Origin of the sequence: Pseudoalteromonas phenolica, assembly GCF_005886345.1 — a bacterium.
Lineage (GTDB): Bacteria > Pseudomonadota > Gammaproteobacteria > Enterobacterales > Alteromonadaceae > Pseudoalteromonas > Pseudoalteromonas phenolica_A.
Window position 1 is genome coordinate 22,130 of record NZ_PNEC01000032.1, and the last position, 20,476, is coordinate 42,605.

Genomic DNA, 20,476 nt, shown 5'->3' on the forward strand with positions numbered 1-20,476 from the left:
GAGCGCCTTATTTGGCGCTCTTTTTTTGCCAATAACCTGCCAGTATTGAGCCACTAATATTGTGCCAAATCGAAAACAACGTACCTGCGATGGCCGCAGCAGGTGTAAAGAATTTAACTGCCAATGCCACTGCTAACCCTGAGTTTTGCATACCGACTTCGAAAGCTATAGTGCGGCAGACTTGCTCATTAAAGCCAAAGCGTTTAGGTACCCAGTAACCGAGCAATAACCCAAAGATGTTATGACACATAACTGCCACAACCAATAATACACTTAAGGTTTGAAGTTTTTCTTGGTTGAGTGTAACAATGATACTGATGATAAAAATGATTGCTAGCATGGCAAATAAAGGCAGTATTTTGCTAAATCTATCTAAGCTTTGCGCAAACCAATGATTTAATAACACGCCAATAATAACGGGCAGCAAGACAATTTTGACAAGGCTCATCAACATGCCTGAAACGGGAATATCAATTAACTGATTGAGAAAAAGGCTAGTGAGAAGAGGCGTAAACACGACCCCAAGCAAAGTGCTGACAGCTGTCATCGTCACTGATAAAGCCACATCACCTTTAGCTAAATAACACAGTACATTGCTGGCTGTTCCACCGGCAACAGCACCTACCAATATCATACCTACCGTCATTTCACTATCTAATGAGATGGCTTGGCTAAGTGCAAATGCTGCAATTGGCATCACGGTAAATTGTAAAATGAGCCCAAGCAATACCGCCTTCTTATTATCAAGTACGCGTTTAAAGTCAGCCGGACGAAGCGTAAGCCCCATTGTAAGCATAATGAACATGAGTAAAGGTACTATGCTTGATTTAAAGTCAATAAATAAGCTAGGCATGAAATAAGCGAGTGCAGAGCAAGCGATTGCCCATATTGGAAAAAGTTGAAGTGCTAGTTTCATGTTAGGCGTATGTTTTTGATTTCATACTACCTGTGAAAACTCAGGATTGGTATAGGGTTAACGATGAGTTTTTCTGAAGTGCTTATGGGCTAGGTATAAAAAAGCAGTAAGACGTAATGGGGACACATCACAATGACTTACTGCTTTGATAGGTAATAGTATTGAAATTAGTTAACAGTGACTGATAAACCGCGACGCTTAAGTAGTGCGTCAGTGGTTGGCTCTTGACCACGGAATGCTTTGTAAGATTCCATCAGATCGCGAGTGTTACCGACTTCAAGGATGTTTTCGCGATACTTTTGGCCAATCTTACGATTTAAACCGCCTTGTGTTTGTACATATGCATAGGCATCTGCTGCTAAAATTTCACTCCACATATAGGCATAGTAACCTGCAGCATAGCCACCCATTGAGTGATTAAAGTACGCTGATTTATAGCGAGGAGGGATATAGCTGATGTCTACTTTATGTTTTTGTAGCGCGTTTTTTTCAAACTCTACGATGTCTTGTACTGGCGCAGATGCTGGAATTGAGTGCCATTCCATATCTAATAGTGCAGCGGCAACATATTCAAATGTATCGAAACCTTGGTTGAAGCTGCGTGACTCAATGACTTTGCCAAGTAATTCTTTTGGAATTGGCTCACCCGTTTTGTAGTGCTTTGCATAATTTGCGATAACTTCTGGGTGCATTGCCCAATCTTCTTCAAAAGTTGATGGGAACTCTACGAAGTCACGAGATGTTGAAGTACCAGACAGAGTAGGATACTTAACTTGAGATAGCATACCGTGAAGACCATGACCTAATTCATGAAAAATCGTGGTCGCTTCAGAGTAACTGATCAGTGTAGGCTCACCTTCAGGCGCTTTTTGAATGTTCATTACATTCACAATTACTGGGCGTTGATTGTCTAAACCTGATTGCTTAACAAAAGCACTTTTCCAAGCGCCACCGCGTTTACCTTCACGTGCAAAGTAGTCTGCATAGAAAATAGCGAGACTTGTGCCATCTTCATCAAATAACTCATAAGCTTCAACATTTTCATGGTAAACAGGTAGATCAGGACGAGGCTTAAAGGTCACACCATATAGACGGTTCATGGTAAAGAATACGCCATCTTTTAATACACGATTGAACTCGAAGTATTCTTTTACGGCATTTTCGTCAAGATTATATTTGTCTTTACGAACTTGCTCTGAGTAGTACAACCAATCCCACGCTGCAAGTTTGAAATCAGCACCTGATGCATCAATTTTTGCTTGAATGGCAGCAGCTTCTGCATCAACGTTTTGCAGTAACGAAGGTACCATGCTCGATAGCATATCTAGAACAGCCTGAGGCTCTTTTGCCATTTGAGATTCTAGACCAAAATGTGCATAGCTTTCATAACCAAGTAATGCAGCACGTTCAGCACGTAATTTGGTGATGGTTGGGACAATCTTGGCATTATTATTATCGCCCTCTAATGCGCGTTCTGCAGACGCTCGCCAAATTTTTTCACGAAGCTCACGATTATCAAGTTGTGATAAAATTGGCTGACGTGTTGTGTTGGTGATTTTAATTAAATACTGTCCCTCGTGACCTGCATCTTTTGCTGCATTAGCCAGTGAGGTGATGTAAGCGTCAGATAAACCTGCTAATTGTTCTTTGTCTTTAACAATTATCACGTTGCTCTTCGTCAGTGCCATCAAGTTTTGGCTAAATTGAGTGCCCAGTGTTGAAAGCTCTTTATTGATTTCACGAATACGCTGTTTTTGCTCTTCATTCAGTTTTGCACCTGAGCGAACGAATCCTTTGTAAAGTACTTCTACTAGTCGCTTTTCTTCACCGTTAAGGTTTAATGAGTTACGTTGGTTGTAAATGGTTTCGACTCGTTCAAAAAGGGCTTTATTTAGGTTGATGTTGTCACCGTGAGCTGCAAACTTTGGTGCCATTTGCGACTGAATGTCACGACGAGCTGGGTTTGAATCAGTACCATTTAGGTTGAAGAAAATACGGCTTGCGCGTGTTAAAAGCTCGCCACTTTGCTCCATTGCGACAATGGTGTTCTCAAATGTCGGCGCCGCTGTATTGTTCGCAATCGCAGCAATTTCTGCTAGTTGTTCTTGCATGCCTTGCTCAAATGCTGGAATAAAGTGTTCGTCTTTGATGGCATTAAAGTCTGGTGTTTGATATTGCAAAGTACTCTTCACAAAAAGTGGATTCGTACTTTCAATTGAAGCAGAAACTTGCTCATTTTGCGTTGTGTTATTTGTTGTTGTATTGCTTGGCTCTGAACAAGCACTGAGTAATAGCGCAGAGCTAATTGCTGTGGCGATTAATGTTTTCATTGTTTTTCTCTTTTTCTAATTGGTTGTAAATATAAAAAGTTAAAAGGCGAAATTGGCGCTTAGCGCACAGTGGTCGCTAAGCATGTATTCAATATCCATATTGTCGAAATAATGGAATTGCAAAGACGGATTTTGATACTTGTCATTGAATGGACTCGAGACAAAAATATGGTCTATTGGGGCAGGATATTTTGGGTGACAGCCGTTATGGCCGTCAGTTAAGTTGTTAAGTAATTTTACAGATTGACTATTTTCAGTCATGAGCCCAGGAGCGAATAGTAAGTCTTTTCTAAAACGGTTAGTAGTGTTTGCAAGCCTATGATTAAAGTCACCAAGTACTAGCCAATGTTCCTCTTCTAATGATTTAGACTCTAAAAGGCTATCTAAAACCTTTACTTGTTTGGCTAATACAGTGCAGGCTTCTCTGTCCGAGTTTTGATAGTCCTCGACAAAACAGCCGCTTTTCAAATGAACGTTAACTAGGTTGAGTGTCTTGCCAGCATGTTTAATGGTGATTTGTAGTCCCTGTCTAAGGCCAGGGCGAGGTGCTGATAGTTGGGCGATTTGCTCTGTGCTATCAACTTGCAGAGAACGTTTGACTGCAAAGGCCACTTTTTGCTGTGTGGATGAACGGCCACTCTTTCTGCAGGTATAAGTTTCAGAGTCAGCTCGGTCAGACATAATAATCTGCCACTCTTTTTCAGCAAAGACACGGGCAACCGCTTTGGCTGATTCGACTTCCTGCAATGCAACAATATCAGCGTTAAGGTTGCTTGCATATGCTTGCAGTTTTTCATAGTCAACTTCAGTTCGTGCTTTACAACCTTGGTTGTTTTGCTCTGCCAAGTGTTCAACATTCCATGTAGCAATTCGCAGTGTATTTTCAGGTTTGTTAACTGAATTACAAGCACTGAGTGCCGAAACAGCACAGGTTGCAAATAGTGCTTTATAGAAAAATTTGTTCATCGTAGTACTTCTGAAAAGCGTAAACTTCATGATATGTTATAAAGTAACATTGGTGGATGCAATGATTATTGCGTTAAATGACAGAGGCTCACGATAAGTGGTAAGACCAAAACGTTAAGTTCTGGATATGCCTTTGCTAGATCGAAATTTCTTCGGAAAGACATTTTCAGATATGGCACAGACTTCCGATAGTTCAGCTTTGAAAATATAGCAAAGCATTGAGAGCTCGCTGTTGGATAGCAATGTTGGATCACAAATAATCATCGGAGATAAAAATAATGCTGCTACCTGATATCACTTCGAATCAGAATAAAGAGTTTCCTACACATTTGAAGTGGGTAGGCATGGAACAGATATCTGTGCCTTTACTCATTGAAGTTAATAAAAATTATACTGCAGTTAATGGGCAGGCAGACTTATTTGTGAGCTTAGACAGTGACGCAAAAGGCATTCACATGTCACGCTTGTATTTACTTCTTAATGAGTATATTGCAGGGCAAGAATTTAGTCAGCAAACACTCGCAGCTATGATGGATGCAATGCTGAGTTCGCAAAAAGGCTTAAGTCAGCAAGCTAGGCTCAATTTAAAATTTGAATTACCGCTCTTAAAGCCCGCATTGTTAAGTAATAACAGTGGATATAATGCTTACCCCATTGAAATTGAGGTCGTACAGAGTCAACAATCAAGACAAATTCATGTATCTTTGACAATTCCTTACAGCAGCACTTGCCCTTGCTCCGCAGCACTGTCGAGACAGTTGTTAAGTGAGGCAGTAGAAAGCAAGTTTTGTGAGCAAGATCAAATTGATAAAGCCCAACTACGAGCTTGGCTTGAAAGTAAAGAAGGCTCAATTGCAACCCCGCATAGTCAACGTTCTTATGCCTACATTCAACTTTCACTGGAGCAATCGGTATTTCCTAATTTTGCTGACTTGGTGACTCTTTTTGAGCAAAGTATTGGTACACCAGTACAAACCGCGGTTAAACGCGAAGATGAACAAGCATTTGCCGCACTTAATGCGGAGAACTTAATGTTTTGCGAAGATGCAGCCAGAAGATTGAAAGCGACACTTGAGTCAATGAGTTCAGTGACTAACTACCAGTTTAAAATTGAACATCAAGAGAGTTTACATGCGCATAACGCCGTTGTGCATGACAGTAAATTCTAACTGTTATTCATAAATTGAAACAATTTATTGCCCAGAGCGTACCGCAAACAATTGCTATTTTAGGTGCGCCCATTAAAGTACCCGATCCTTTTCCTTTGGGGATAAGTGAAAACACTAACAAGCAGCTGAATCTAATAATAGAAGTTCAGCAATAATAATATTGAGGGAAACCATGCGTATTAAAGCATTAACTGCCACTATTGTGCTTGCAGCAAGCAACTTTGCTATTGCTGATGAGGGTATGTGGCAACCACATCAATTACCAGAATTAGAATCTGTGTTAAAACAAAAAGGGTTAGAAATTGATGTTAAATCGATTTCTAAACTAACAGAATTCCCAATGAATGCAGTGATCAGCCTAGGTGGTTGTACGGCTTCATTTGTCTCACCAAAAGGCCTAGTAGTTACAAACCACCATTGTGCTTACGGTTCAATTCAGTACAACTCAACTACTGATAACAACATTTTAGAAAATGGCTTCTTAGCGAAAACACCATCAGAAGACTTACCTGCAGCGCCGGGCTCACGCGTTTATGTGACTGAAGAAGTGACAGATGTGACTACAAAGGTAAACCAAGGCACAGATGGTCTATCGGGTAAAGCACGTTACGAAGCAATTGATAAAAATCGTAAAGCGCTAGTTGCTGAGTGTGAAGCAGATGGCAGTTACCGCTGTAACGTCTACACCTTCCACGGTGGTCTTGAGTACTACCTAATCAAATCACTTGAAATCAAAGATGTACGTCTAGCTTACACGCCAGCGATGGGCGTTGGTAAATATGGTGGTGATATCGATAACTGGATGTGGCCCCGTCATACTGGCGACTTTGCTTTCTATCGCGCTTATGTCGGTAAAGACGGTAAACCGGCAGAGTACTCAAAAGACAATGTGCCATTTGCATCTGACTCATTCTTAAGCGTGAGCGCTAAGGGCGTCCAAGAAGGTGACTTTGTGATGGTAACTGGTTACCCAGGTCGTACAAACCGTTACCGTATTGCTACTGAAGTTGATTACGTTTTCAATACAGCGTACCCGTTAGCACGCAAGCACAACTCTAAGTATGTGGAACTGATTGAAGAAAATGCACCTGAAGGTTCTCAAGCGCGCATCGCTTATGAGAGTACCATTGCAGGTTACAACAACTACATCAAGAACTATGGCTCTATGATCGAGAGCTTTAAAAAAGGCTCGATGTACTCACGCAAGCAACAGTTTGAAAAAGACTTGGCAGCTTGGATCAACGCAGACAGCGACCGCAAGGCAAAATATGGCTCAGTGTTATCTGATCTAAGTAAATTAGTGGCTGAGTCTCAAGAGCACAATCAACGTGACCGTATGTTAGGTTATGTACATCGTTCACAAATGATTTCTACTGCACGTAAGCTTTATCGTTTAGCTTATGAAAAACAAAAGCCAGATGCAGAGCGTGAGCGCGGTTATCAAGTTCGCGATTTACCAAGGTTTAAAGCTGGCCTCAGCCGTATGACTCGTCGTTATGATGAAACGGTAGACAAGGCCATCTTACTTCACTTCTTAGAGTTATATGCTGCATTGCCAAAGTCAGAGCGTTTAGTTGAAGTTGATAAGGCATTTAATCTAACTAATGGCTTTAATAAAGCGAAACAAAAAGCACTGTTAGATGACATGTATGCAAACTCTAAACTGGCTGATGAAAAAGCGCGTTTATGGATGGCAGATCTTGAGTTTTCACAAATTAACGCAAGTGTAGATCCATTCCTTCAATATGCTAAAGCCATCTTTACTGTGATGAAGCAAATTGAAAATCAAGACAAGGAGCTTGCGGGTAAACAGCAAGCGGCTCGCCCGGCATTAATGGAAGCCATCATTGCGTATAATAAATCACTAGGTAAGCCTGTTTATGCTGATGCAAACAGCACATTACGTGTTACTTACGGTACCGTTGGCGGTTATTCACCTCAAGACGGTCTAGTAGCGACACCGTTTACTTCTCTTGAAGGTTTACTAGCTAAAAACACCGGTGTTGAGCCGTTCAATTCACCAGAGAAACAGAATGAATTGATCAAGCAAAAACTTTATGGTGCATACACAGGTGGCATGAATACAGTACCTGTTAACTTCTTATCAAATATAGATACAACGGGCGGTAACTCAGGTTCTCCAACACTGAACGGTAAAGCTGAACTAGTTGGCTTATTATTCGATGGTGTGTACGAAAGTATCATTGGTGACTGGGATTATGACGCCAACCTGAATCGCTCTATCCACGTAGATTCACGTTATATGCTTTGGGTAATGGACAAAGTAGATAATGCACAAAATCTACTGAAAGAAATGAACATTGTAAAATAACAGTTAGTTCTAAACATAAAAAAGCGCTGGCTTCCGCCAGCGCTTTTTATTTTATAACAATAACCTACCATTAATTCTGTCCATTCAACTTAAATTTTAAAGTTATCAAACTGATTATTTTTTAACAAAAATTACTTTACATTAAATGTACCTATGTTAAAAAGTAACGGTTGCTTTATTATTAAAAGTTAAAAAGTAACATTAATAACTGAGCGGGCAAATATTATTACATAAGACAATGTAATCTTTGCCTTAAATTCAAGGGGTACGTTATACCAATGATTAATTTGGTATGAGTAGTTGTATTACTTGCTCACTGGTTTATGAAAAAAGAGATTATAAAAATGTCAAAACTAGTCATCGATACAGGATACAATCAAAATAAACGAACAAGGCTCAGCCTTGCCGTTGCTTATGCGTTAATGGGGTTAAGCCCGCTTTTTGTTGCTGCGAATGCGTCGGCAGAAAATGACAACGCTGCCAAAAAAGATGAAAAAATCGAAGTCATTGAAGTCAGTGGCATTCGTGGCAGTATTAACAGCGCACAAAACATTAAGCGCTTTGCTGATACCGTTAAAGATGTGATCACCGCATCTGATATTGGCGCATTACCTGATAAATCGGTGACAGAGGCATTACAGCGTGTCCCTGGTGTAACCATTGAACGTTTTGCTTCTTCAGACGATCCAAAGCATTATGCCGATGAAGGTACGGGTGTTTTAGTTCGTGGTTTAGACAGAGTTCGTTCAGAAGTGAACGGTCGTGATGCATTCAGTGCTAACCCCAATGGGGGCTTAAGCTATGAAGATTTTCCTGCTGAGTTACTGGGAGCCGTTGAAGTTGTTAAAAACCAGACCGCAGATCTTATTTCAGGCGGCATATCGGGCACTGTAAACTTACTTACTCGCAAGCCATTCGATTCTGACGAGCAGTTAATTTCAGTGAATGCCAAAGCCAATTATGGTGATTATAGAGGTGAAGTAACCCCGTCTTTTTCAGCGCTATTTTCTGATACTTGGGACACCAATTCAGGCAAGTTTGGTTTCTTGATTGCCGCATCTCAATCTGAATATCAAACTCGTGGTGATGGCGTTGGTCTAGGTAATTTCCATTCGCGTGGTGATTCATTTGTACCAACTTTAGATCAGTGGGGTGGGATCACCGGCGTTGCTCCATCATCACCGGTTGATGGTCCAGCACTACCAGGTCAACCTGCTGGTAGTGTTTGGCATGTACCAGTGGCTATTCATATGAGTACCGCAGATAACGATCGTAAACGTCAAGGTTTGACGTCTTCCTTGCAGTGGGCAAATGACGATGAAACCATAGTCGCAACCATTGAGCATATTCGTTCAAAAGCGTCATTAGAGTGGAATGAACGTCAAATTGGTCAGGCAGCACAGGGCTTTAAGGGATTTATGGGGTCATCACAAAATTGGCAAGATGATGCAGCCAATGGTTATCCTCTAACAACCAGTAATAATTTTGTGACTTCAGGCATTGCGCTGGGTGTTAGCCCTGAAACACCATTTTTCTATCGCAGTCGTTGGAATTACAACGAAAATACAGTAAACGACACATCCTTCAAGTTGACACTGAAACCGATTGATAGGCTGACAATTGATTTTGACTATCAAATGATTGATTCAGAAAAACACCGTCAAGACTACAGCATGTCAGGTCAGACAAGAGGTAACCATGTACATGTGGTTTCTCCTTACTTCTTAGACATGCGTGGCAGCAGACCAATTGTTGAGTTTTTAAGCGACAACATCATGACTGCAGGCTGGTCACCAAATGAAGATTGGAATGGGCCTGTGCCAAACTTATTTTTAGGCAGTGGCATGGAGCAGGTTGAACACAATACAGCCGAGGCAGATAGCTACAAAATTGATTTTAAATATGAATTAGATGGTAACTTCACGAGTATCAGTGCCGGCGCATACATGTCTGATAAAGATTTAACCGTTCGTGATACCGCTTACGAAGGCTGGTCTGCAATTGGTACCCCTTGGAATCAATATGACCGTAATGCGGCCGCAGCAATTAATCGTCCAGAGTTATTTGAGCGCGTTGATTTTGCTGATTATTACAACGGTCAGGTTTTGGTGGGTAACGTAAATAACTTCTTATTTCCGAAAATGGACTTAGTCAGAGATTATGCAAACTCTTTGCGTCAGGGTTGTAAAGACGGTTGGCACAACGCGACTAACAGCGCTGCAAACAACGGCGTTTGTTCTGGCACATATGTACCTTATGAAGATAAAGCAGACCGTGTTGAAGGGCCATTTGCAGCGCATAATATCAGTGCAAGTAACGAAAAACGCACCGAGTTTTATGTTAGAGGTGACTTTGATTTTGAGCTAAATGACATCCCAGTTGTGGGTAATGTGGGTCTTCGATATATCAACTATCAGCTACAATCAACCGGCGCAGTAGTTCGCCCAGCGACGATCAAGCGCGGTGAAGAAGGTACATCGTTAAATACGGTGATACAGCAAGCAGAGTATAAACGTTATTATGACCTAGCTAATGGTGAGTCGCAGCTAAGCACCGTTGATGGCACTGATTACAGCACCATCTTACCAAGCCTTAATTTAAGTTTTGGTGTTACTGAAGATGTAGTTGTGCGCTTTGGTGCATCAAAAGCAGTGTTTTATCCAAGCTTAGTTGATGCTCGTAATATCAGCATCATTAATCTTGATTACACACGCAGATTACAAACTCCAGGTGCTGATTACGATGAGGACAATAATCCAGTTGTAGGTATTGATGATATAGAAGTCACGGCATTATCAGGCAATCCAAACATTGAGCCTGAAGAAGCGGTCAACTTCGACTTAACAACAGAGTGGTATTTTGCCGACGCGGGTTATATCACTTTCGGTTTATTCCACAAGAAACTTGATAACATCATCCGAAATCGTGCATTCGATATGGACGTCACTTTTAACGATGAAAAGTACGACATTTCTGCGTATGGGCCTGCTAACACCGGGTCTGGCACCATTCAAGGTGCAGAATTCTCTTACTCTCAGTTTTACGACATGTTACCGGGTGCTTGGGGCGGCTTAGGTCTACAGTTTAACTTTACTTACATTGATCAAGACGGCTTACAAGATCCAAATGAGGTATCCGAAGGTACACTGGCTTTCAACGAAAATGGCGACCCGATCACCGATAATCGAAACACTTTCAGAGTCTTTAGTGGTTTACCGCTACAGGGCTACTCAGATACAAACTTGAACATCGTGGGTATGTATGAGTTCGATAAGATTTCTATGCGTGTCGCTTATACTTGGCGTTCAGAATACTTATTGACCCTGCGTGAATCAGAAGAGTACGTACCTGCGTATGCTGAGGCAACAGGCATGATGGATGCAAGTATTTACTACACCATTAACGACAATTGGAAAGTGGGCTTTGAGGCAAGTAATTTACTTGATACAGAAACCAAGACCCAATACCAAATGGATCAGGCTGGCACCAGAACACAAGCACTTAACTTTACGACTGACAGACGTTATGCGTTAAGTGTTCGTGCGACTTTCTAAGTCATTCATCTACCAGCTCTGTTTTTAGCAGAGCTGGTATTTTTATGACTAAAAGTTTAGTTTTGTTTTACAAAGCGTGTTCTAAGTTTTTGTGAACATGATTTATTGCGTGTTGGTAGAGGTTAGCTGTGTCAGAGCTTATTAAAGGGAGTGGTTGCAATGTGCAACTACAAACCGCCGGTTGGGATATTTTACAAGAGCAAGTTAGCTTGCCTGTGGCCGTTGTTCAGCAGAAAAAAGTAAACCAAAATGCCAAATGGATGGCAGAGTTTGCTAGTAAACATAACATGTTACTTGCACCTCATGGTAAAACTACCATGTCGACAGAGTTGTTTGCACAGCAACTCGAAGCCGGCGCTTGGGGGATAACTTTGGCCACTGTTCCACAGGTAAGCTGTGCGATTGAAGCGGGTATTTCTCGTATCCTTATGGCGAATCAGTTAGTGGGTCGTTTTCACTTTGAGCAAGTTGCAAATTGGCTATCATCCACATCATTAGAGTTTTACTGCTTTGCTGATTCAGAAGAAAACTTACGAGCGCTTGGCGCATTTTTCGCTGAACGCAATTTAACCCTAAATATCTTACTTGAAGTAGGTATAAAGGGTGGACGTTGTGGATTACGTTCAGCAAAGGATATTTCAAGTTTAGTCTCGACCTGTAAACAATATTCAAGTTTAAATTTAATGGGCCTAGCATTCTATGAAGGGGTGATCAGCGGTGAGCACCCTGAGCAACAAGTGGCTGATTTTGTGAGCGACGTTATTACGCTTGCGCAGCACATAGCGTTGGAAGGAGGCTTTGATACCCAGATACCTATTATTACAGGTGCAGGTTCAGCCTGGTATGACATAGTTGCAAAAACATTTTCAGAGCATGGGTTTGCACACAGATTTAGAATTGTTTTACGCCCCGGTTGTTATTTAATACATGACACAGGTATCTATCATCAGGCTCAGCAAGCAGTGCTATCAAGGAGCCAATTGGCGTGTGACATTGCTGGTAACCTTCAGTCCAGCTTAAGTGTCTGGGCTTATGTGTTATCAGTGCCTGAGCCGGGTCTAGCTATTATTGGAATGGGCAAGCGTGATGTGGCCTTTGATGCGGGCTTTCCAACAACAGAGTTGATTTATTCGCCTAAAACAGCTGTGCTTTCAACGCCCACTGCTGAATTTCAAATTGTAAAAATCATGGATCAACACAGCATGCTGCGTTATCCCGAACAGCAAGCTTTACAAGTCGGTGACATGCTCAATTTCTCAACTTCACACCCTTGCCTTACATTCGATAAATGGCGGCAGATTGGTATTGTCGAACATGATTGGGTGATCACTAAGACGATTTCAACACAATTTTAAAGGATTCTAATGGACATAATAAGTAAAATAAAAGAAGGCCTAGGGCACTTTAGTCCGGCAGAAGATAGAGTGGCAAGATTGATTTTAGCCGAGCTTAACTTCGCTGCGAGTGCATCTATAAACGAACTCGCTGATAAGGCTGAAGTCAGTCATGCAAGTATCACTCGCCTTGCAAAAAGTTTAGGCTGTGACAATGTTCGTGACTTGAAGTTTCGTTTAACACAATCAGCAGCGATCGGTGAGCGGTTTACCAACTTAGAAATAGTAGAGAAGAAGCAACTTTCTCATGTTTACACATCGATCCAAGAAATTTTAGAGCTCAATGCTGGGTTAATCAATGAAGCCATCGTAGAGCAGGCCAGCAGTGTTGTGTGTAACGCCAGACATTGTTTGATTTTCGGTGTCGGTGGTGGCAGCAGTATGCTTGCTCAAGAGTGTCAAAATCGTTTTTTTAGACTTGACGTACTTGCTAATGCGCACAACGATCCGATGATGATGCGCATGGCAGCGTCTACGGTGAACAAAGACGATGTGGTGATTTGCTTATCATTAAGTGGTGTATCACCGGATGTCATGGATGCCGCAAAAATTGCCAAAGAATATGGAGCACATATCATTACGGTTTGCCCTGATAGCGAACTGTCGCAATTTGCTGATTTTCACTTACCTATTAAAACTCAAGAAAGCGATTATATTTTCAAGCCCAGTGCGGCACGTTACGTGATGATGGCGGCATTGGATATTCTCTCAAGTGAAGTGGCGATGCGTAATCAAAGGCGTTCTAAAGAGAAGTTACGTCGTCTTAAAATTCAACTCGATCTTCATCGTGATAAAAATAGTGATATGCCACCTGCTGATAAACGTTTTCCGCTTGGAGATTAATGATTGTGAAATACACTTCAGCAGATTTCATCATTCGTGGTGCGCGCGTCTTTATTGGTAAAGATAACCCCATCGAGCAGCTCGATGTTGCAGTGAAAAACGACATTATTATTGCAGTTGCTAAAAAGTTGAACATGCAAGCAAAGTTAGTGATTAAAGCCGATGGGCTGGTGTTGTCGCCGGGTTTTATTGACGTGCATACCCATGACGATCTTGAAGTGTTAAGAAAACCCTCTGTGCCCGCAAAGTTAAGCCAAGGTGTCACAACTGTAATTGCAGGCAATTGTGGGATCAGTGCAGTGCCAACCAGTGTCAAAAGCGGTTTACGCGACCCTATTAATTTACTAGGGGCGAAAAATGAGTTTGTTTATCCAGAGTTAAAGGACTATAGAAGCGCATTTGTAAAGGCGAAACCCAGTGTCAATTTAGCCATGTTAATTGGTCATATTAGCCTTCGTGCGCAAGTGATGGACAATTTAGAACGTGCAGCCACAGACTCAGAAATTGAGCAAATGCAGGGGTTATTAGAGCGGGCGATGTCACAAGGTGCATTGGGTTTAAGTACCGGGCTTGCTTATTACAATGCAAAACAAGCCAGCGAATATGAAGTAAACCAACTGGCGAAAGTTGTAACCCCGTTTGATGGCCTTTATACCACGCATTTACGAACTGAATTTCAGGGGATCATCGATGCCATGGATGAAGCGTTTGCGACGGCAAAACAGGCCGAATTGCCATTAGTGATTTCTCATATTAAATGTGCGGGAAAAGAAAACTGGGGTCGTTCAGAAGAGGTGCTTGCGCATTTTGAGCAACAAAAACAGCATCAACATATTGGCTGCGATTGTTACCCATACGCGGCCAGTTCAAGTACATTAGATTTAAAGCAAGTCAATGAAGGTACAGATATTTTTATTACTTGGTCTGAATCATTTCCAGACATGGCAAAACAGCATTTAAAAGACATCGCTAGGCAATGGGATCTAACTCAATTAGAGGCGGCGAAACGGCTGCAACCTGCAGGTGCGGTCTATCACTGTATGCAAGAATCTGATGTGCAAACTTTTTTAGGCTATGAGCATAGTATGGTGGGCTCTGATGGACTTCCTTGCGACCCTCATCCTCACCCAAGGCTGTGGGGTACATTTCCTAGAGTGCTAGGGCATTATTGCAGAGAAGAGCAATTACTGTCATTGGAGCTTGCTTTACATAAAATGACAGCGCTGCCAGCTTCACATTTTAAATTACAAAAACGCGGCAAAATTGAAATCGGTTATTTTGCTGATTTGGTTTTATTCGACCCTGAGAAAATCATTGATAATGCAAATTATAGCGAGCCAAAACAAAGCGCTACAGGTATTCAAACTGTTTGGGTTAATGGTGTAGAGAGCTTTAATGTCAAGCAATGCAGTAACGCGCATGCACCAGAGGGGCGAGCTGGACGTTTTTTAACAAGACATAATCATAAAAACTATTAGCGAGGAAGTTATGAGCATAAGAAGAATCGGTGCCGAAGGCGGAACGGGCACGGGCGGACAGCATTTACCTTTTTCCAGAGCCGTTGAGGCCGGTGGTTGGTTAAAAGTTTCTGGACAAACGCCGATGAAGGACGGTGAAGTGGTTGAAGGCGGCATTATTGAACAGTCGCGATTGGCTATTAATAATTGCATTGAAATTATGACCGAAGCTGGTTATGGCCTTGAGCATGTTACGCATGTTTCGGTGGTTTTGACAGATGCTCGTTACTTCCAATCTTTTAATAAAGTTTTTGCTGAGGTATTTGGCACGCATCCTCCTGCGAGGATCTGTATGGTGGCGGATCTTGTGGTGGACTGTAAGGTCGAAGTCGATGTCACTTGTTACAAAGGCAATTAAAACCTAGTTAACCTGAGCTATGGTTAAGAGATTTACTAAAGTATTGATATTGAATTGATAAGTATTTCTCCAATTCTGCAGCCAGAAACTTTTAGGGATAACAAGGCGAATTTTGCGCGTCAATAGTAGGCCTATTGCAAGTAAATTCAACTGAAAGTAGCCGCTGGATATAGATTTATTATCCAGAGCTCAGGTTGGTTATATTAAGAATAGCTAACACCCCAGGGGAGAACGTATGTCTGAGAGCCAATTATATTTTTTGCTGGCCTTTTTAGCTTACTTGCTGGTGATGATTTTGGTCAGTTGGTTGGTGTCACGAAAGCAACAAAATGCCAGTGATTATTTATTGGCTGGACGTAAAGTACCCCTTCTCCTTACCCTAGGTACCACAGTAGCCACTATGGTTGGAACTGGGTCATCAATGGGGGCAGTGGGGTTTGCCTATAGCAACGGCTGGGCTGGTGCATTATATGGTTTAGGTGGTGCCGCAGGTATTTTGCTATTGGCTTGGCTGTTTGCACCAGCACGCCAGCAAGCATTTACCACCATGAGTGAAGAGTTAGCCAGCTATGTCGGCAATCATCATGTTGTTGAAAACACCCTCGCCATTATGATTTATGCGGCAAGTATTGGTTGGTTGGGCGCACACCTAATCGGCGGCAGTATGTATTTATCATGGCTAACTGATTTAACTGCGTTCCAGGCTAAATTATTAATCGGTGCAGGCCTTTCGGTATTTATTATTCTGGGGGGATATTCTGCGGTTATTTGGACCGACGCCCTACAGGCAATCGTATTGTTTATAGGCTTTATGCTGATGGCTTATTTTTCAGTACAGTATGTTGGTGGGTTCGAGGCTGTAAATAGCAGTGAACTTGTGTTTGAACAAGGTATATTTTCTTTTAACAATGTTGGCCTATTACCTGCACTTTCAATGTTTTTAGCTGTGCTTGTTGGTGTTTTAGCCACGCCATCATTTCGTCAGCGCATTTATGCCGCGGACAGTGTTAAAACCATTCGACGCTCATTTCTTATTTCTGGCATTTTGTATTTATTTTTCGCCTTATTACCCGCCTTGATTGGCATAAGTGCTTATGTGATTAACGCTCAGCTAGATAATGCCGCGTATGCTTTTCCATATCTCGCTTTAGAAGTTTTACCCATAATGCTTGGCGGCTTTATTCTACTCGCTGGCATTTCTGCCACACTATCGAGTGCCAGCTCAGATGCCATTGCAGGGGTGAGCGTGTTAATGAGTGACTTATTTAGCGCTTTTAGCACACAGACACAAAGTGCCAAGCAACAATTATTATGCTCCCGTGTTGCTATGCTGCTCACCATACTCATTGCGCTATTACTTGCATTGTGGTCAGACAATATAGTGAGTTATATCACCAAGATGATTTCAATACTCATGAGTGGCTTATGTGTTATGGGATTACTTGGTCGGTTTTGGCAAACCTATACATGGCAGGGGGCACTTGCAACGCTGTTTGGTGGGGCGTTAGCCGGTATTGTTGTGGGTGCAAATAGTCAGTGGCTAGCGTTTTTTGGTAATCCCATAATCCCCTCTGTTTTCAGCGCATTAAGTTTGGGCGTTCTTGTTAGCTTATTGACCAAAACTCACAATGATGAGTCTATTACCGTTGCAAATGAGACCAATATAGGCGAGCAATCATCATGACAAGCTTAGTTTTTAACACTATAAAAAGCATGGTGTTTTTTGGCGAATGTATGGTCGAATACCGTGCTGATAACGATATCAGTTTTGCGGGCGATACATTTAATACTGCTTGGTATTTTTCTCAGTTTAATAAAGGTAAAACACGACAGTCTGTTCAATATGCCAGTGCAATCGGTGATGATGAAGCCAGTTCGAATTTAGCCTTGCTCCTTCAACAAGAAAGGTTAGAAAGCCCATATTTAATCACAGAACAAAAGAAACAGTTGGGTCAATACTGGGTTAAATTAGCTGAAAATGGCGAACGCAACTTCGAGTTTGACCGACTCAATAGTCCGGTGAGGCAATATTTTAATCAAGACAGTGGATTACTAGCTGCGCTCAAACATAAGCAGTTCGACGCCATTTATCTATCTGGAATATCACTTGCTGTTTTATGCCCAGAGCAAAGAGCACAATTCATCGCAGCGCTGAGACAATTCAAGCAACGCGGTGGAGTGATTTTTTTTGACAATAATTATCGCGCAGCATTATGGCAGACTGGAATACCAAAAAAGTGGTTTCAACAACTGATGGCATTGGCAAATGTCGCATTTTTAACGGATGAAGATGAATATGCGGTCTACGGCACTCAGTGTGTAAACAGCATCATTGCGCACCACTTTAGCCAAGAGCCAGCCCCAGATATGCTAGTTATTCGATGTGGCAGTGCACCTTGTGTTATTGCACTTACCTCCGACGACGTACTTGAAGTTTCTCCTAAAAAAATTGCCGCAGAATACATAATCGATACCACAGCAGCAGGCGATGCTTTTGCTGCTGGTTTTTTAGTAAAAGCGATGCAAGGCGAGACGTTTGAAAATGCTGCCAAGTTTGCGCATAGGCTGGCTGGTCAAGTGATCCAACATCATGGTGCGCTCATGCCTAAAGATAAACTCACAAAATATTTCTCTGAGGAGTTGTAGATGCGTAGTAAGTATACTGTTTTTATTTTTCTTAGCATATTGTTTCTCAATTGCTTTTTACCTTCGGCTCAAGCGTCAATAAAGTTAAATAACGACAGTCAAGATAATGCTGCGTTAATGCCCATGCCAAAGCTAGTTAATATAAAAGCAACTACGCTCAAACTTGACTCGTCCCTCAGAGTTTATATTGAAGGTATGAGCGAGCAGCGAAAGCGTTTTCAATTGCAGCGCTTAAAGTCACATATTAATCGCACTAGTAATTCAACTTTCACCGTTTTAGAAGGTGAAAAACAAAACGCTGACCTGATTGTTGATATTCAACAACAAGAGCAAGCGCTCAGCGTCCCTCAATATGGTGAAGACGAAAGCTATGCGTTAATGATTAATCAGCATGGTATTAGCATAAAGGCGCAAAGTGTGTTTGGTGCTCAACATGCACTGACGACATTAGTACAATTGGTGCATTCAAAACAAAAAAAAATGCCAGCAAAGAGCGAAGTATTTTTTCCTCATGTAGATATTCAAGATACGCCACGCTTTGCATGGAGAGGACTGTTGATCGACAGTGTGCGTCATTTTCTTCCAATAAGTACCATTAAGCGTCAATTAGAAGGGATGGCTGCTGCCAAACTTAACGTATTTCACTGGCATTTAACTGACGATCAGGGCTGGCGAATCGAAAGCAAAGTGTATCCGCTTTTGACCGCTAAAGCATCAGATGGTGACTTTTACAGTCAAGCAGAGATCAAAGAAGTCGTTGAGTATGCGAGCTTATTAGGTATTCGTGTCTTGCCTGAGATTGGTATGCCTGGACATGCAAGCGCCATTGCGGTGGCTTATCCTCAGTTGATGACCAAAACCAAAGCGTATGAAATGGAGCGTCATTGGGGGGTATTCAAGCCTTTACTCGATATTGCTAATCCAGAAGTATACGAGTTTATTGATACACTGATTGGTGAGATGGTGACATTATTCCCCGAGCCATATTTTCATATCGGAGGTGATGAAGTCGATGCAGAGCATTGGCTGGAAGATGAGCAGATTCAGTCTCTAAAGCGTCGTAAAGAATTACAAAATGGTGCCGATTTACAAAATTACTTTAACAGTAAAATCCAGCCAATTATTGCTAAACATAATCGCAAAATGGCAGGGTGGGATGAAATTTTTCACCCCCAATTGCCAAAGCGAATTTTGGTGCAATCATGGCGTGGTCATGACTCATTAAATGCGGTGGCAAAATCAGGTTACCAAGGTGTTTTATCGACGGGTTTCTATATCGATCAGCCCCAATATACCGATTATCATTACCGCAACGATCCGCATTTTATCCCGCCAATTGTGGATTTAGCGCAGCCTAAAAATCATGCAAAACAATTTGTGATTGAGCGTTTGAAGGGGAATCCTGTGCAGGGCGAACTATTGATCCTTGGCGAGCAAATACTGATTAAGTTAAACAACAACCACCATCAACTAGCAAAACGAGAGACTGCATCTGCTCTGGAGCAACATCTTGTTGCCCAATTTGATAGCTGGATGGGACCATTGAGTTTTGAGTTTAATCTAGAAAAAAATAGCGGTTTCGTTTTAATCGGTAATAGTCGATACCCCTTTACTATGAGGGAATTGAAAACGCCCAAACAGATAACTATAGCCCCCGCGCTTTTGCCAAATCAGCAAGCCTTGATCTTAGGAGGTGAGGCCACTATGTGGAGTGAAATGATCACCAAAGACAACATAGATGTGCGGATATGGCCGAGACTATTCGCTATTGCTGAACGTCTTTGGTCACCAGCTAAAATGAATCAAGCGAGCAATATGTATGTACGATTAGATGCAATCAGTGAGTACGCGAAAAAAGTTGTTGGGCTTCAACACGTCATTCAGCAACAAGCTGGTTGGGCGGGATTAATTTCTAAAAACCTTTCACAGCAACAGCAGCATGAAACTTTGGCATTTTTGAACACAATGGCTCTATTGCTTGAACCAAGTCATTACTACACTCGCCATCACATTAAGCACCTGAACGATGAGTACCATCAGCGAGCACCTTTAGATTTGTTTGTGGATTTTTTAGCAGTAGAGAGTAAAGAGTTACGCTTCTTAAAAGCGCAAGTGAAGGCATATATTGCTGGCAATGCATACGCGATGACACACATTGAACAGCGACTTGGACAATGGCTGCGAGCTTTAAATGCTGAGCAAGGTTTGTTGGCAAAGAGCGAAAAGTTAAAGCCTTTACAAACAACCTATGAAAATCTCAAACGCTTTGCCGATTATACGCAACGCACCATTGAGGTTTGTGAGGGCAAGCAACAGACAGCAAAACTGGACGAGCGCTTACTCGAATTACAAGCGTTAACAGATGAATTAGTTATCGCCGGCATTTACCCCGTCCGTCAGTTATTTTTACACTGTGCTGCAGTACAACAACAAAGTTAAATCAAGCTTAAG

General features: G+C 41.9%; 13 protein-coding genes. 10 read left to right on the top strand and 3 right to left on the bottom strand.

Annotated features, from left to right (window positions below; all coding sequences use genetic code 11):
* Positions 1 to 7: 7 nt before the first annotated feature.
* The 3 genes from CWB72_RS12410 to CWB72_RS12420 form a co-directional block, all read right to left on the bottom strand.
* A complete protein-coding gene (locus tag CWB72_RS12410; protein ID WP_138631799.1) occupies positions 8 to 916 on the bottom strand; it encodes a bile acid:sodium symporter family protein in 909 nt (302 codons plus the stop codon).
* A gap of 167 nt (positions 917 to 1,083) precedes the next feature.
* A complete protein-coding gene (locus CWB72_RS12415; protein ID WP_130256931.1) occupies positions 1,084 to 3,246 on the bottom strand; it encodes a M3 family metallopeptidase in 2,163 nt (720 codons plus the stop codon).
* 39 nt (positions 3,247 to 3,285) lie between these two features.
* Positions 3,286 to 4,212 (bottom strand): endonuclease/exonuclease/phosphatase family protein, encoded by a 927-nt coding sequence (locus CWB72_RS12420; RefSeq protein ID WP_171037293.1) that lies wholly within the window; start codon positions 4,210 to 4,212, stop codon positions 3,286 to 3,288.
* A 278-nt stretch (positions 4,213 to 4,490) separates the two neighbouring features.
* Between CWB72_RS12420 and folE2 the strand changes: the two genes are divergently transcribed.
* The 10 genes from folE2 to CWB72_RS12470 all read left to right on the top strand — a co-directional run bounded on the left by folE2 (position 4,491) and on the right by CWB72_RS12470 (position 20,464).
* Positions 4,491 to 5,381: a GTP cyclohydrolase FolE2 gene (folE2, locus tag CWB72_RS12425; protein ID WP_171037294.1), complete on the top strand. Its 891-nt coding sequence runs from the start codon at positions 4,491 to 4,493 to the stop codon at positions 5,379 to 5,381.
* Between the two features lie 172 nt (positions 5,382 to 5,553).
* Positions 5,554 to 7,713: a S46 family peptidase gene (locus tag CWB72_RS12430; RefSeq protein WP_138631805.1), complete on the top strand. Its 2,160-nt coding sequence runs from the start codon at positions 5,554 to 5,556 to the stop codon at positions 7,711 to 7,713.
* Positions 7,714 to 8,057: 344 nt separating this feature from the next.
* Positions 8,058 to 11,267, top strand: coding sequence for a TonB-dependent receptor (locus CWB72_RS12435; protein WP_138631807.1), 3,210 nt, complete (start codon positions 8,058 to 8,060; stop codon positions 11,265 to 11,267).
* A 161-nt stretch (positions 11,268 to 11,428) separates the two neighbouring features.
* The gene (locus CWB72_RS12440) at positions 11,429 to 12,622 is read left to right on the top strand and encodes an amino acid deaminase (protein ID WP_252371551.1); all 1,194 of its coding nucleotides are present in this window, start codon (positions 11,429 to 11,431) and stop codon (positions 12,620 to 12,622) included.
* Between the two features lie 9 nt (positions 12,623 to 12,631).
* A complete protein-coding gene (locus CWB72_RS12445; protein ID WP_138631811.1) occupies positions 12,632 to 13,504 on the top strand; it encodes a MurR/RpiR family transcriptional regulator in 873 nt (290 codons plus the stop codon).
* Entirely contained in the window at positions 13,504 to 14,982 is a 1,479-nt protein-coding gene (locus CWB72_RS12450; protein WP_138631813.1) for an N-acyl-D-amino-acid deacylase family protein, read from the top strand. Before CWB72_RS12445 ends, CWB72_RS12450 begins: the two co-directional genes overlap by 1 nt.
* 10 nt (positions 14,983 to 14,992) lie before the next feature.
* Positions 14,993 to 15,379 carry a RidA family protein gene (locus CWB72_RS12455; RefSeq protein ID WP_138631815.1) on the top strand — a complete coding sequence of 129 codons (387 nt, stop codon included), beginning with the start codon at positions 14,993 to 14,995 and terminating at the stop codon, positions 15,377 to 15,379.
* A gap of 235 nt (positions 15,380 to 15,614) precedes the next feature.
* Complete coding sequence (locus tag CWB72_RS12460) at positions 15,615 to 17,063, top strand: sodium:solute symporter family protein (protein ID WP_138631817.1); 1,449 nt, start codon at positions 15,615 to 15,617, stop codon at positions 17,061 to 17,063.
* Positions 17,060 to 18,025 (top strand): PfkB family carbohydrate kinase, encoded by a 966-nt coding sequence (locus CWB72_RS12465; protein ID WP_138631819.1) that lies wholly within the window; start codon positions 17,060 to 17,062, stop codon positions 18,023 to 18,025. Before CWB72_RS12460 ends, CWB72_RS12465 begins: the two co-directional genes overlap by 4 nt.
* A complete protein-coding gene (locus tag CWB72_RS12470) occupies positions 18,026 to 20,464 on the top strand; it encodes a beta-N-acetylhexosaminidase (protein WP_138631821.1) in 2,439 nt (812 codons plus the stop codon).
* The last annotated feature ends 12 nt before the right edge of the window (positions 20,465 to 20,476 follow it).

Coding starts and splice junctions, on each gene's coding strand:
- CWB72_RS12410 (WP_138631799.1), bottom strand. CDS start 916: ATGAAACTAGCACTTCAACTTTTTCCAATATGGGCAATCGCTTGCTCT.
- CWB72_RS12415 (WP_130256931.1), bottom strand. CDS start 3,246: ATGAAAACATTAATCGCCACAGCAATTAGCTCTGCGCTATTACTCAGT.
- CWB72_RS12420 (WP_171037293.1), bottom strand. CDS start 4,212: ATGAACAAATTTTTCTATAAAGCACTATTTGCAACCTGTGCTGTTTCG.
- folE2 (WP_171037294.1), top strand. CDS start 4,491: ATGCTGCTACCTGATATCACTTCGAATCAGAATAAAGAGTTTCCTACA.
- CWB72_RS12430 (WP_138631805.1), top strand. CDS start 5,554: ATGCGTATTAAAGCATTAACTGCCACTATTGTGCTTGCAGCAAGCAAC.
- CWB72_RS12435 (WP_138631807.1), top strand. CDS start 8,058: ATGTCAAAACTAGTCATCGATACAGGATACAATCAAAATAAACGAACA.
- CWB72_RS12445 (WP_138631811.1), top strand. CDS start 12,632: ATGGACATAATAAGTAAAATAAAAGAAGGCCTAGGGCACTTTAGTCCG.
- CWB72_RS12450 (WP_138631813.1), top strand. CDS start 13,504: ATGATTGTGAAATACACTTCAGCAGATTTCATCATTCGTGGTGCGCGC.
- CWB72_RS12455 (WP_138631815.1), top strand. CDS start 14,993: ATGAGCATAAGAAGAATCGGTGCCGAAGGCGGAACGGGCACGGGCGGA.
- CWB72_RS12460 (WP_138631817.1), top strand. CDS start 15,615: ATGTCTGAGAGCCAATTATATTTTTTGCTGGCCTTTTTAGCTTACTTG.
- CWB72_RS12465 (WP_138631819.1), top strand. CDS start 17,060: ATGACAAGCTTAGTTTTTAACACTATAAAAAGCATGGTGTTTTTTGGC.
- CWB72_RS12470 (WP_138631821.1), top strand. CDS start 18,026: ATGCGTAGTAAGTATACTGTTTTTATTTTTCTTAGCATATTGTTTCTC.